10 protein-coding genes are annotated in these 13,807 nt (G+C 45.6%); 7 read left to right on the top strand and 3 right to left on the bottom strand.

The window, feature by feature from the left end:
* Window positions 1-77: 77 nt before the first annotated feature.
* The 3 genes from JK154_RS10425 to JK154_RS10415 form a co-directional block, all read right to left on the bottom strand.
* Window positions 78-1,559 carry a basic amino acid/polyamine antiporter gene (locus JK154_RS10425; protein ID WP_211992479.1) on the bottom strand — a complete coding sequence of 494 codons (1,482 nt, stop codon included), beginning with the start codon at window positions 1,557-1,559 and terminating at the stop codon, window positions 78-80.
* Window positions 1,560-1,629: 70 nt separating this feature from the next.
* Window positions 1,630-4,005 carry an Orn/Lys/Arg decarboxylase N-terminal domain-containing protein gene (locus JK154_RS10420; protein WP_249215859.1) on the bottom strand — a complete coding sequence of 792 codons (2,376 nt, stop codon included), beginning with the start codon at window positions 4,003-4,005 and terminating at the stop codon, window positions 1,630-1,632.
* Between the two features lie 90 nt (window positions 4,006-4,095).
* The gene (locus tag JK154_RS10415; protein ID WP_211992478.1) at window positions 4,096-5,565 is read right to left on the bottom strand and encodes a basic amino acid/polyamine antiporter; all 1,470 of its coding nucleotides are present in this window, start codon (window positions 5,563-5,565) and stop codon (window positions 4,096-4,098) included.
* A gap of 801 nt (window positions 5,566-6,366) precedes the next feature.
* Between JK154_RS10415 and JK154_RS10410 the strand changes: the two genes are divergently transcribed.
* The 7 genes from JK154_RS10410 (at window position 6,367) to zinT (ending at window position 13,765) form a co-directional block, all read left to right on the top strand.
* A complete protein-coding gene (locus JK154_RS10410; RefSeq protein WP_249215858.1) occupies window positions 6,367-7,347 on the top strand; it encodes an ABC transporter substrate-binding protein in 981 nt (326 codons plus the stop codon).
* 81 nt (window positions 7,348-7,428) lie between these two features.
* Entirely contained in the window at window positions 7,429-9,141 is a 1,713-nt protein-coding gene (locus JK154_RS10405) for an iron ABC transporter permease (RefSeq protein WP_249215857.1), read from the top strand.
* The gene (locus JK154_RS10400) at window positions 9,129-10,157 is read left to right on the top strand and encodes an ABC transporter ATP-binding protein (protein WP_211992477.1); all 1,029 of its coding nucleotides are present in this window, start codon (window positions 9,129-9,131) and stop codon (window positions 10,155-10,157) included. Before JK154_RS10405 ends, JK154_RS10400 begins: the two co-directional genes overlap by 13 nt.
* Window positions 10,154-11,212 carry an MBL fold metallo-hydrolase gene (locus JK154_RS10395; RefSeq protein WP_211992476.1) on the top strand — a complete coding sequence of 353 codons (1,059 nt, stop codon included), beginning with the start codon at window positions 10,154-10,156 and terminating at the stop codon, window positions 11,210-11,212. The genes JK154_RS10400 and JK154_RS10395 overlap by 4 nt, the downstream gene beginning before the upstream one ends.
* A complete protein-coding gene (locus JK154_RS10390; RefSeq protein WP_211992475.1) occupies window positions 11,203-11,766 on the top strand; it encodes a histidine phosphatase family protein in 564 nt (187 codons plus the stop codon). The genes JK154_RS10395 and JK154_RS10390 overlap by 10 nt, the downstream gene beginning before the upstream one ends.
* 111 nt (window positions 11,767-11,877) lie before the next feature.
* Window positions 11,878-12,327: a GNAT family N-acetyltransferase gene (locus tag JK154_RS10385; RefSeq protein WP_349291102.1), complete on the top strand. Its 450-nt coding sequence runs from the start codon at window positions 11,878-11,880 to the stop codon at window positions 12,325-12,327.
* 802 nt (window positions 12,328-13,129) lie between these two features.
* Entirely contained in the window at window positions 13,130-13,765 is a 636-nt protein-coding gene (gene zinT / locus JK154_RS10380) for a metal-binding protein ZinT (protein ID WP_211992474.1), read from the top strand.
* Window positions 13,766-13,807: the final 42 nt, after the last annotated feature.

Here is a 13,807-nt window from a genome sequence, read left to right as displayed (position 1 = left end):
CAGGAGTATAAAGCAGCCCGTATTTTAGTGGTGAGCGTGGGATAATTCACGCTCACCACGATGGGGTAAAGATAACCTTAAATGCTGATAATACCTTTTGCCAGTAAAGCAATGATAATAATATCCAGTAATAAAAGAATAGCTAAATAAATATATTCAGTGGCATTAAATAATGTTTTGTTATCATGCTTTTCTTTACGTGACCACACAAATACCGGTAAGCCACACGTTAATAACAGAGGGACCAGAGCAACATACTGAATCTCACTGGCATAAAGAATAAACAGGCAGAAAAGTGCGCCCAGAATACCGCTGGTCAATGCCAGCACACGCCCTTTTTTCGCGTAGGCATCATATTCCCGGTTCAGGCAAATTTTGGCCATGTAGAGTGTGGTGGTGATATAAGCGGGGACCACCATTAAGGCGCTAATATTATACATGGTGGTCCAGGCATTATTTGAGAAGTACACCAGTAACATCGCTGCCTGCATGACAAAACTACTGACCCACAATGAGACATTTGCCGCCTGTTTACTGTTAGTGCGGGCAAAAGCACGCGGGAACGCGCCTTTTTGGCCCGCCACCATAGGGATTTCTGCACACAGCATTGTCCAGGCTAACCAACCGGCTAACACGGAGATAATCAAGCCGATATTCATTAACCAGCTGCCCCAGGAGCCTACTACTTTTGCCAGTACACCCGCTGTTGATGGATTGCTGACCAGGGCCAGTTCAGGTTGAGATAAGACACCAAAAGGTAAAATGGACATCAGAATATAGATAACCAGTGCAATGATGAACCCCAGCAATGTGGCTTTACCAACGTCTTTCTTATTCCTGGCTCGACCCGATAAGACTACCGCCCCTTCAACACCAATAAATGCCCAGAGAGTCACGGTCATTGGCGCCAGGATTTGTGACATCAATGATACCGATTCCGCATGATGATTAACGGTGGTGGTAATTTGTGGCGCATTCCCCCAGAAGTTAGTCAGTAGTTGTGAATAGTTAATTAAAAAACCAAGTAATATAACAAACAGTATTAATGGGACTAATTTAGCAATGGTACCAATAGTATTAATAAACCCGGCGACTTTCGTACCTGATAAGACCAGAAAGTTATATCCCCATATTAAGACTGAACCACAAATAATTGAGTTCAGATTGTTGCCATCAGTAAATACTCCGGGGAAGAACTCATTCAGTGCGTCCATTAAAATCACGGCGAAAGCAACGTTACCAAATGCGGTCATTAACCAGTAGCCCCAGGCCACGTTGAAACCAATGAAAGATCCAAACCCCTCTTGTGCATACATATATACACCGGCTTGCAGATCCGGACGCAAGTCAGATAAAACTCGAAATGAGTTAGCAATAAAATAAATACCGATCCCGGCAATGATCCACGCAATGATAACCGGGCCTATAGCCGATGTAACGGCAGTATTCTGTGGAAGGCTAAATACGCCACCGCCCAACATAGAACCAACAACGATAGCGATCAATGCAATCAGGCCGAGTTTATGTCCATCTGCTGATGGGGCTGTGTTATCTGCCATACATGGAGTCCTCTGAGTGTGGCCAATTTGCTGTCCGGCATTGCGTGCCGGACTTCCTTATTACAAACGATTATTGGCGACCTTTCTTAATCGTCGATGATACCCGACGTCTGAATGTAGTCTGTTCTGGCACTGCCACTGCTTGCCTGTCATCTTCGATGATGGCCCTGACCCAGAAGTCCCCCTTATCATCAACGTTGACACCTTGAATTTCATGTTCAAAGCCAGGAAAACGCTTGTCAAATGCTTGTAGTGCCCGGAGATAGCCAATAATCCCGGTGTCGTTGTCAGGCATACGCTCCCCGGGCATCAGAACCGGAATACCTGGGGGATAGGGCACCAGCATGCTGGCGGCAACGCGACCACTGAAATCATTAAGGCGGATATGTTCGGCCTTATAGCGCAGTACCTTCTGGTAAGCCGCGGCAGGTGTCATCACCGGTTCTGGATCCGTATTTACCGCATCATTAATATGCTTCATGAGATCAAGATGCCGCATTTCTTCGTGCATTGACTGACAGAGTTGCTTAAGTGTCAGATGGTCATAATGCGGTGACTGTTCTTTTAAGGATGGAATAGCATCAACGGCTAGCACATCAGTGTCATAAAGCTTTTTAAATGCTAACAAGCTTTCGATCAGCGTCCCCCATTTGCCTTTAGTGATCCCGACAGAGAACAAAATCAGCACCGTATAGTCCCCTGTTCGGGCTATTTCGATACGTCGATCATCCAGAAATTTCGTGAGCAAATAGCCTGGAATACCTTGTTCTTCATATTGCCCTTCTGTGTTGATCCCTGGGCAGGTAATGGTCACTTTCACTGGATCCAACATGCTGTCGGTATCGGTCAGGTCGTCAGCGTTGAAGCCGTGCCATGATTCACCCGCTCGTAGCGTCCAGCATGCTGGGTCATGGCTGAGTAATGACGATGGTGCCGTTTCAAAGTTATAGCGCTCACCGCTATGGTCATCCCGGACTTCTGTTGGCTGTAATACATCAAAAAACCAGGCGGCCCCCCCTTCCTGTTCATGAATCTGACGTTTGACCGAAACGACGGCTTTACGGAATGCGATGGCCTCTTCAATGGACTCTTGAACTAGAGAGTAACCAGATTCCCCTTGCATCATACTGACGGCAACGTCGATAGAGGCAATGATGGGATAGTAAGGTGAGGTGGTGCCATGCATCATAAAGGCATCGTTAAAGTCGTCAAAATTCAGTGGTGCACGATCGCTTTTTTTTACATGGATCATGGATGCCATTGACAGGGATGGCAGCATTTTATGTGTGGACTGGACGGCAAAAATAGTCGGGCGTTCGGGGATGTCCTCTGCATCCATGGCAAAACGCCCCCTGTATAGTGGATGGAAGCGCGCATAAGCATACCAGGCCTCATCGAAGTGAATTCGTGGCACACTGGCACCCAGATGTTTGACAATGTCATTGACGTTGTAACAGAAACCATCATAAGTGCAGTTGGTGACCACCGCATAGGTCGGTGCGGGGCTGATCGCATCAGCGGCCAGTTTGCTTTTGCTGATCAAAGTTTCAATACTGGTTTTTTTTAAGCGTTGAGTGGGGATCGGGCCAATCAAACCATAAGCATTACGCGTCGGTTTTAGATAAACCGGGCGTGCCTGAGAAAGGGTTAAACCATGATTCAGTGATTTATGGCAGTTTCTGTCAACAATTGCGATTTCATCTGCAGCAACGGCCCCTTGTGCAACAATTCGGTTAGAGCCTGAGGAGCCTGAAACACCGTAAAAGGTCCAGTCAGCACCGAACAGCTCTGCAGCCACATCCTCAGACTTTTTCGATGGGCCGGCATGGATAAGGTAGTCCCCCATCTCTGCGGTAGCGACACCAATGTCAGCCCGCATCATGTTTTCACCGAAGAAATTGATAAACTCAATACCGACCGGGTGTTTTTGGTAGGCCATGCCCCCCATATGCCCGGGACAGTCCCAGTAATAGTCGCCATCTTCGGTAAAGTTTTTCAGGGTTTTAAAATAAGGTGGCAGTAAATTATCAGCATAGCGACGTATCAGTGTATAGATACGATTAGCAGTAAATTCCGGGGTTTCAGAGAATAAATAGATATACTCACTGACTTCTTTTAATATCCCGAGGGGAACGTTGTCAGTAATATTTTTTTCAGAGAGTAGCAACAATGGTGTTGAGGCATTTCTTTGTCGAAAAATTTCAATAAAGGAGAGCGTGTCAGTACCAATAAGAGGGTTTCTTTCATCCCAGTAAATACCAATCGCACTGTATTTTGGACTCTCTTTGATTAACTTCAGGCCATCACTTATCTGATGGACGATATGAGCATGAAAACCTCGCGCATTAATCGCCGTTTGTAGATTTTCCAGTGCCTGAGTCGCCGGGCTGTCAATGTGTTGCCCTGCTGATGATATAAATAATACGTTATGATTAAATTTCATCATACCTCTCCATAATATTTTCAAGGCGTTAAGATAATGACAGAGATCAATACTGACGATGACATCCATTTTAAATTAAAAGTTATGTACGGGTTAAAATTTAATGATTCCTTCTAGATAGAGAACTAAAACGAGTAGATCTGTCGCGATCAGAAAAATAAAAAAAGCACGCTCAATATGGGTGAATATCTTACTGGCACCATCATTTTTAATTCTTGCCCAGGCGAAGAGTGGTAAACCGATGGTTAATAATAGAGGAACCATCGCCAGATATTTCATTTCACTGGCATAAAACATAAACAGACAAAATATCATGCCAATCAGGCTACAAATAAGAGCAGATGTACGACTATGCTCTGATGGGTATTGATTATATTCCCCGGTCAGGCAGAGTTTGAACAGATAAGCTGTTGACATCAAGTAGGCCGGGAGAACGGTTAAAGCAGATATAGCCAGCATGGCGAGCCAGGCATGATTTGAAAAATAAACCATGAATATCACTGCCTGCATAAACGCGCTGCTGATCCACAAAGAGACCGATGCTGAACCGTTCCTGTTCTTTTGAGCAAAAGGTTTCGGGAATGTGCCATTTTGTGCTGCTACCATTGGAATTTCAGCACAAATCATCGTCCATGCAAGCCAGCTGGTGAGTACCGAAACCAGCACACCAACGGTGATCATTATCTCGCCCCAGTCACCCACGATGACTTTAAGTATCCCTGCAGTGGAAGGGGTCGCAATGACACTAAGTTCATTTTGTGGCATGACACCAAAAGGGAGAACAGAGATCAGGATACAAATAATCAGTGAAATCAGAAAACCAATAAAAGTCGCTTTACCAATATCTTTTTTATTTCTGGCTCTGCCAGACAGGGCAACAGCCCCCTCAACGCCGATAAAGCACCACAGGGCAACATTGAGTGGTGAGGTCACTTGTGAAAATACTGATCCTAACTGGGGCTCTGAAACGACAGGATTATGCCCCCAGGGATCACTGACTAAACGGGAGAACGTCATAAAATAGATTAACAGGAATACAAACACCACCAGGGGAATCATCTTGGCGAATGTTCCTATTATGTTGATTGTCCCGGCCACCTTGGTGCCAGACAGCACCAGGAAGTTGAATCCCCAGACTAACAGTGAAGCACCAATCACCGATGGTATGTTATTGCCACCTTTAAAATCGCCGGGTAGAAAATAATTTAAGGTATCCATGACCATGATAGCAAAGGCGACATTACTGAAGATGGTCATCAGCCAGTAACCCCAGGCGACAATAAAAGCAGTAAATGCACCAAACCCTTCCCGGGAGTACATATAAATACCCGACTGCAAATCAGGCCTGAGATTTGATAATATAATGAATGCCCGCGAGATAAAAAACATACCAAATCCGCACACTATCCATGCGATAACAATCGGACCAACGGCAGAACTTGCTGCCATATTTTGTGGTAATCCATCGACACCACTGCCGATCATAGAACTGATAACTATGGATATCAGCGCAACTAACCCCAGTTTTTGCGCATTACCTTTTTCTGTGTTCTGCTTGGGCATAGTGAATTAACCCTATTTATACGATGGTGCGATTTAATTGAAGATTAATAATTACATTGTGTTTAAATGTATAGATTAAGATTTTTCTCATGTAAAGATGCCATGGGCATGTTTTCAGCTTAATATGCTGGAGCAGCATCCAATGGTATGATTTTATTATTTTTTATATTTTATTTATTTCCTGAGTCATTGGGTGTGTGTATGTGTGTTTAATAAGTTAAATAGCCATGTGTGATGGTTGTTCATGTTATTATTATTTCATGATGGGGCTGGTTTTTACCTTCGTTTTCACCTGTCGAGTCTGACAGGTTTTTTATGTTTTAATATATGGTTTAGAAAGCAGGCTGTTTTTTCCTGAAAGTGAATTCAGGTGAATGTAAAACAGTATGGTATTACTTGTTAAAGAGTATTTCCGGATTGATCATTGATGATAATTTATTCTGGTTTTGTTGTGATAATGCCCTGTTTTTATATGGGTCAGGTGGGGTTGTATATAATATGATATATCTTCCCTGATGTATTTCACTGGCCGGTGGCTGATGGCGGACTACATTCCTCTGTTCCTTATCTGTGTTTGTAATTGCATTTATATAATTACCAGTAATTGTCGATAATGGTATTTATGTTGTCATGGCATTCCTCTCGTATTTAATAAAATTCGTCTTGTGGGGGCATGAACCATGCCTTTCATCGTAACGTCATTTTTCACAAAATGTGATTTTCATAACACAGAAATGCTTTGTCATATCCCTGTCAAATTTCCTTGTTCTGATAAACGCAACAAAACCTGAAGGCGATTGAATGATGACGAAGAAAAATGCGTTTGCAACATTGATGCTGGTAATAATGAGTGCATCGGCTGCGGCCAAATCCACACTGAATCTCTATACCAGCCAGCTTAATGATGATGCACAGATGACAGTGAACGCATTTGAAAAAGCACATCCGGATATCGAGGTTAAGTGGATCCGCGACGGAACCACCAAGCTCACGGCTCGCTTACAGGCTGAATTAGCAGCCGGTGCCGCGACGCCTGATGTCCTGCTACTGGCAGACAATGTGACGATGGAGTCACTGAAACAGCAGCATTTACTGGCACCTTATAAGTCACCACAGACCGCCCGTTTTGATAGCGCGTTATATGATAAAGACGGTTTTTACTCGGGTACTAAGCTTATTACTACCGGAATTGCTTACCATACGAAAGCGCCAGTAAAACCCGTGTCATGGAATGATCTACTCAAGCCTGAAGTTAAAAATATGACGACGCTACCAAGCCCGTTGTACTCCGGTGCGGCTCAAATTCATCAAGCCGCGGTGATGAACGATCCGGCTCTGGGCTGGGCCTATTACGAAAAATTGAAAGAAAATGGAGCCATGCCCCAAAGCGGTAATGGTGCGGTTATGAGTGCTATCGCTTCTGGTAGCAAGGCTTACGGTGTCCTGGTGGACTACATGGCTATCCGTGAAAAAGCAAAAGGCGCACCCATTGAATTCGTGTTTCCAAAAGAGGGCGTCAGTATCGTGACTGAGCCGGTTGCTATTATGAGCAATAGCAAAAATCCAGAAGCGGCAAAAGCATTTGTTGATTTTGTACTGTCACCTGAAGGGCAGAAATTGGTGCTTGAACAAGGTTTCCTGCCAGCTGATGCCAGCCTGCCAGTTCCTCAGGGGTTTCCACCACGGGATACGATTAAGCTGATGCCTCTGGATGCGGCTAAAGCTTTGGCAGATACCGATGCCAATAAGAAACGCTTTGCTGAATTATTTGGTAACCGTTAAACGTCTGTCGGTTTCACTGCCAATCAGATAAGCAGTAGCGGCACATTACCTGCGGTTACTGGTTTTTATAGGTGTGTTTGTATGACAAGTATGACCCTGCATCAGAATGCTGGTAATCGCTCAATGAAAGGGGTGATCTGGTTATTATTATGCTTCGTTGCGTTACTGAGTCTATTACCCTGCCTGCGGTTACTGATATCTGCGCTGGTGGACTGGCGTCAAGGTAGTGACAGTAGCCTGTGGCGAGTATTAAGTCATCAGGCAACGTGGGTGGCTCTTTATCACAGTATATACACCAGTGGTTTAGGGACATTGATCTCTTTATTGTTAGGTAGCTTGTTCGCGTTCTGTCTGGCACTGACCAATATCCGTATGAAGCAAATATGGGTATTCCTGTTTATGCTGCCGATGATGATCCCCCCTCAGGTCACGGCATTGAGCTGGCTACAGCTGTTTGGGCCAAACAGTATTTTGCTTAACAGCATTGGCCTTGCACCTGAATTTGGTAGTGTGAACCCACTTTACTCTGCCGAAGGCATTGCTTTACTACTGGGTATCCAGCATGCCCCTTTGGTGTTTCTTGCTCTACGCACCCAATTACAGTGCCTGCCAAAAGAACATATTGAAGCCGCGCGTTTAAGCGGTGCTTCTTTGTGGCAGGTATTTATCGATATTGTATTACCCCTCTGCCGAACGGCACTTTGGGGCGGAGCAACGATAGCTTTTGTCTCCGCGCTGGGCAATTTTGGAATTCCAGCGATGCTTGGCATCCCCATCTCTTATTTTGTTTTGCCAATCTATATCTATCAGGCGCTCTCAAGTTTCGGTCCGGCAATGATTAATGAGGTTGCTGCCCTGTCAGTGCTGATGGGGGTTCTGGCCATTGCCATTGTCACTATACAGACTCGAATGCAACGACGTTATGCCCTGCCATTGATTGGCATGGCCGGACGTTCCTTAAGCTTTACTTTGGGGAAGTGGCGAATTGGTGTGGAACTGTTACTGGGGCTGGTATTGTTTGGCATTTTAGTTGCGCCATTACTGGCGCTGATAGCCACCTCACTGGTTCCCACCATGGGGGTGCCACTGAATAGCGACACCCTTACCTTTGCTGCGTGGCGTGGCATTTTTGACGAGCAAAGTTCAGCCTGGCGCGCACTGACAAATAGCATGGTGCTTTCCGTATCATCGGCAATGGTATTGCTAGTGAGCAGTTTGCCATTAGCCTGGTTATTGGTTCGTTACCCCAGCCGCCCGTTACGCTGGTTACACAGCATGATAGATATCCCGTATACGCTACCCGGCGTGGTGCTGGCGATTGCTTGCATTCTTCTGTTTTCCCGACCATTGCCGATCCTGGAAATAAGCCTCAGTGGGACGCTGACGATTATTTTTATTGCCTATTTAGCGCGTTTTTTAACGGTCTGTTTAAAACCGGTACATAGCAGCATGATGCAGCTTGATCCGGCGATGGAGGAGGCAGCAAGCCTCGCCGGTGCTAATTTTTCTCAACGCTTAAATCACATCGTCCTGCCACTCCTGGCCCCAGCAGCATTTGCCGGGGCATTGTTGGTATTTCTGACCGCCGTGAATGAGTTAACGGTCTCAGCACTCCTGTGGAGTGCCGGGAAGGAGACGCTCGGAGTGGTGATATTCAGCCTTGATGAGAGTGGAAATAAGGTACTCGCATCCGCTATATCTGTGCTGGTTGTCGCCCTGGTTGCCATGGTCATGTTGCTACTGAGTGCCCTGAGTAAGTATTTACCTAAAGGAGTTATTCCGTGGCAGAGTTAAAACTGGAACAGCTTAGTAAAGTATTTGGCGAACAGAGTGTTGTCAGAAATATAAATTTAACGATTCCGCAAGGTGCCTTTACGGCCTTGCTCGGCCCAAGTGGTTGTGGCAAAACGACCACACTACGTATTTTGGCAGGGCTGGAACAACTCAGCGATGGGCGTTTGTGGTTGGGCGGGAAATTACTGGCGGATAAAACGACCCACGAGCCACCGGAATGTCGCGATATGGGGATGGTCTTTCAGTCTTATGCCTTGTGGCCACACATGACTGTTGCCCAAAATGTAGGGTATCCGCTCAAACTACGTAAGATAAATGGGGCGATACGACATAAGCGGGTTATGGACGCGCTGGATATTGTTGAGCTGGGGTCTTATGCCGATCGCTCTCCCCTGGAGCTTAGTGGCGGGCAGCGTCAGCGTGTCGCTCTGGCCCGTTGCCTGGTCTCTGAGCCGAAAGTGGTGTTGTTGGATGAGCCTCTGGCTAATCTCGACAGACATTTGCGTGGCACGATGGAACAAACTTTCCGTGATTTTCATCGGCGCACTGGGGCTACGTTTGTTTATGTCACGCATGATCAAGCGGAGGCGATGGCACTGGCCAGTCATATTGCGGTAATGCATAAAGGGGAGTTAATGCAATGGGGCTCACCTCAGGATTTATATCAACAGCCGCAAAATACCTGGGTTGCAAGGTTTATAGGGAAGGGGAGCATCCTGTCATTACCCGCCCCTGTTAATACCCCATATTTGGACAGTGTTTTGCTGCACGATGGTTTTACTGGCCAATCATGCCATAGTGTACAGCCAGTACTGGTTCGCCCTGAACATGTCCAAATCGCAGAGGCGGGGCTCAGTGCCCAGGTTGAGCATTGTATTTATCAAGGAGAGCGTTATTTGGTGGCTTTACGGCTGTCAGATGGCCAGCAACTTACGGCATTTCACCACCTTCCTCTACAACAGCAGCAAAATATTTATGTCCGTATGCATCAGGGCTGGCGCCTGGAGGCGGCATGAAAATAGAGCTGATCAGTGGATTAAACCGAAAAGCGCCAGCGGCTATTTTACTGCATACGGAAAATCTGCGTATTTTACTGGATGCTGGTGGGGCACTAGAGCCTGATGAGGCATTATGGCCGGTACCTGCCAATATTGATGCGGTATTACTCAGCCATGATCATATTGATCATATTGGTGGATTACATCGTATCCCGCGCAATGTACCCGTGTACTGCAGTCATATCACCGCACAGTCTTTGCCAGCAGGCTACGATATCCATTGTATTGAAATACGAGGCCGTTTTCGTATTGGCGGCATAACTATCACCACAGGGAGTAGTGGGCATGCCTATGGCGGGGTATGGTTTCATCTTGATATTGCGGGCGGTATCTTTTACAGCGGTGATATTAGCATGGAGTCTATGCTGTTTCATTTTGATCCACCGCCGCCGGCACGTATTGCCTTAGTGGATGCTTCCTATGGTTTTTATGACACCCCGCAACCACAACAGTTGGATAAACTTCGTCAGCATCTACAGCAGCCTTGTCTTTGTCCGGTACCGCCTTCAGGGCGAGCGGTAGAGATGGCATTGTTAATGGCCCCGGAAAAACAGGCCAGTATTGTGATGGATGAACCGTGTCGGTTGATGATGCAACAAATGGCCCAGCAAAATGATGGCAGTTTACGACCGGGTGTGCCAGAAGCGCTGCGCTCGTTGGTTCAAAACTTACCGTTATTTTCCACTGATGCGTCGTTACTACTGGTATCAGATCCTGACGGTATGAACGGTATGGCGGGGGTATTACGGGCACGTCATGATTTCCACCATCGGACTCTGTTTACCGGGCATCTGAATCAGCTGGCGTATCAGCAGCTTCTCGACGGGGAAGTAGACTTCTGCCGCTGGAATGTTCATCCCACATTGAGTTGTTTAAAGAAACTCGTTTCATTGCTGTCCTGCGACTATTTTGCACCGTTATTTACAGCACTTGATAACACAGCCCGATGGCAGCAGGTACTCAGGTGCGAGATTATTACTCTTCCAACGGTTGAAAGAGAATTATGTCAATAATTTGTAAGCCTTTTGTTTTTGTCCGCCATGGTGAAACACCGTTGAACCGAGAACAGTTGATCGGCGGCAGCACCGATGTTCCTTTGACCGAAAATGGTAAACAACAAGCAGAACGAGCACAGTCGCTATTGGCTCGTTTCCACTGGAACGGTATCGGCGTCAGCCCCTTATTACGGGCACAGCAAACTGCAGAACGGGCAGTGCCCGGTGGGATTTACACCACCTTCGATGGGTTACAGGAGCGCGACTGGGGACACTTGGAAGGGCGTCCGTGGTCAGAAATTACCCCCTATGAAGATACGCCTCCCGGGGGAGAAAGCTGGGAAGTTTTTCTCGCAAGAGTTACCGGGGCAGTGAATGCTGTATTGAGCCAGTTTGAATACCCACTGATCGTCGCCCATTCTGGCGTTTTCCGCGTACTGAATTACTATGCTTTTGGGACCGCTTACGGAAATCGAGTAGGCAATGTGGAACCCATGTGGATTTCACCCGGTCAGGTTCCGCAAGAATGGCGTATTATGCCGCTTGAGCAGCGAGATAACCTTTTTTCCTGAGCCTGGTAACCACCATGTCTGACAGTGACGGATGCGCTGCCTGCTTGAATAACAACAGGGATAGCTTTTATAGTGAAGTGATAAATATGAATGAGCTAACTGGAGTCAGGGGTGGGGAGTTTAACACTGGTCAGCAATGACGAAATCACGACTGTTGACTGGCAAAAGCTGGCGACATTACTGGCAATGTGTGGTTTAAACGACCGTCCGGTGGATAAACTACAGCAAGCGTTTGAGCACAGTCAGTTTCGCTATCTGGGTTATTATGAAGGGGAGCTGGTGGCCACCGCGCGTGCTATTAGTGATTTTAATTATGCCTCTTATCTGTGTGATGTTGCCGTTCACCCTGACTATCAAGGTTATGGTTGGGGGAAATTACTTATGGATCGTGTGATGCATGATCTTTCCCCCTTTGGCAAAGTATTTATTTATTCCGTGCCGGATAAGATGGGATTTTATAATCGCTTCAATTTTCATCCGTTATTAACAGCCATGGTACATGTTGATAAAGCCTCCGTGCCAGGGATGATTAATGGGGGCTATATTCCCCCCCTGGAGTAAATCCTGACACCAGAATGTGGCTACCGTGATCACTCTGGCCCACCGAAAAAGCAGAGTCCCTTATCCAGTCATCGTAACGACAGGTTTACTTTTTTCAAAAAAGAAAGCATGATTTTTTTATTGGTTATTAACCATAAATAAATCATAGGGTAACAGAGTTAACTAAAATTTATATCCGATGTGGAAGTGCAGGCAAGATGTAACCTGTAGCGTAATAGATGGGCAAGATGATAAATCAGCTGGCTTTCCTCAGGGTGAATCAGTACTAATCCCGTTAATAATAAGAATGTTATTATTAGCCTTTTTATATATGTAATCATTTTTTCTGCCGCCATGCCTTCGGAATTATATCAGGGGAATTGTTTTTTCTGACATGATTCAGAGCGTGTCTCCTTACTGGTTAATGTTAACAGCATGCATTTTTATGCTGTGAATATAGTAATGACCGAACCCTTGGTTTCATGTTTGTTATTCATCAGACTAGCAAGTGATATAAAAAATTAAAATGGTTTGTTTTTGCCATGAGCGTAAGTTGATATATCAATTTAATTAATGGTAATGAATAAAGTTACTGCCGCAATGAAAATACAGCGTCTTTGGTGGAATAATATCATGTCTTGATTTCTTTAAGAGAGAATAAATGAATGACCGTCTTGAAGAATAATACGGCGTTAAACAGGCCGGTGTTGTTTTTCTATTAGTCACTGTTGACCAGACATGAGACATGATTGATTAACATTTGATCGCGCCAGTTGAATTATGTTATAACGTAACAAAATAATTTAACGAAAGGTCGCTGAGGATGAAAAAGTCTGCTTTGACATTGGGAATGTGTCTTTTACTGCCGTCATTACATGCTGCTGCTCATGGTAGTCATGGCAAACCGCTGACTGAAGTTGAACGTAAGGCGGGGGAAGGTGTGTTTGATGATTCAGTGGTACAAAATCGTCCTCTTTCTGATTGGGATGGTGTCTGGCAGTCAGTATACAGTTATTTACAAGACGGTAGTTTAGACCCGGTGCTGGAAAAAAAAGCGAAGCAAGGTAAAAAAAGTGTGGCTGAGTACCGGGATTACTATCAGCACGGATATGCAACCGATATTGATTCTTTAGGTATTGAAAACAATATTATTGAATTTCATACCGGCAAAGAGACCCAATCCTGCAAATATGACTACCAGGGTTATAAAATCCTGACCTATGCATCAGGGAAAAAAGGTGTGCGTTACCTTTTTGAATGTACGGATAAACAATCAACAGCGCCAAAATATGTGCAGTTCAGCGACCATATTATTGGGCCACGGCAGTCACAGCACTTCCATATTTATATGGGTAACACATCTCAGGACGCACTGTTAAAAGAGATGGATAACTGGCCAACATTCTACCCCTATAATATGACGAAGGAACAGGTGGTTGATGAGATGTTGCATCACTAACTGGCAGATATAACCTCTATGCTTCACATTACCTGGGTATTG

This window comes from Citrobacter sp. JGM124, assembly GCF_018257795.1.
In the GTDB taxonomy this organism is placed as follows: Bacteria; Pseudomonadota; Gammaproteobacteria; order Enterobacterales; family Enterobacteriaceae; genus JGM124.
Note: the sequence above shows the minus strand (reverse complement) of the source record. Positions and strands in the feature narration are given on the sequence as shown.

Coding starts and splice junctions, on each gene's coding strand:
- JK154_RS10425 (WP_211992479.1), bottom strand. CDS start 1,559: ATGGCAGATAACACAGCCCCATCAGCAGATGGACATAAACTCGGCCTG.
- JK154_RS10420 (WP_249215859.1), bottom strand. CDS start 4,005: ATGATGAAATTTAATCATAACGTATTATTTATATCATCAGCAGGGCAA.
- JK154_RS10415 (WP_211992478.1), bottom strand. CDS start 5,565: ATGCCCAAGCAGAACACAGAAAAAGGTAATGCGCAAAAACTGGGGTTA.
- JK154_RS10410 (WP_249215858.1), top strand. CDS start 6,367: ATGATGACGAAGAAAAATGCGTTTGCAACATTGATGCTGGTAATAATG.
- JK154_RS10405 (WP_249215857.1), top strand. CDS start 7,429: ATGACAAGTATGACCCTGCATCAGAATGCTGGTAATCGCTCAATGAAA.
- JK154_RS10395 (WP_211992476.1), top strand. CDS start 10,154: ATGAAAATAGAGCTGATCAGTGGATTAAACCGAAAAGCGCCAGCGGCT.
- JK154_RS10390 (WP_211992475.1), top strand. CDS start 11,203: ATGTCAATAATTTGTAAGCCTTTTGTTTTTGTCCGCCATGGTGAAACA.
- zinT (WP_211992474.1), top strand. CDS start 13,130: ATGAAAAAGTCTGCTTTGACATTGGGAATGTGTCTTTTACTGCCGTCA.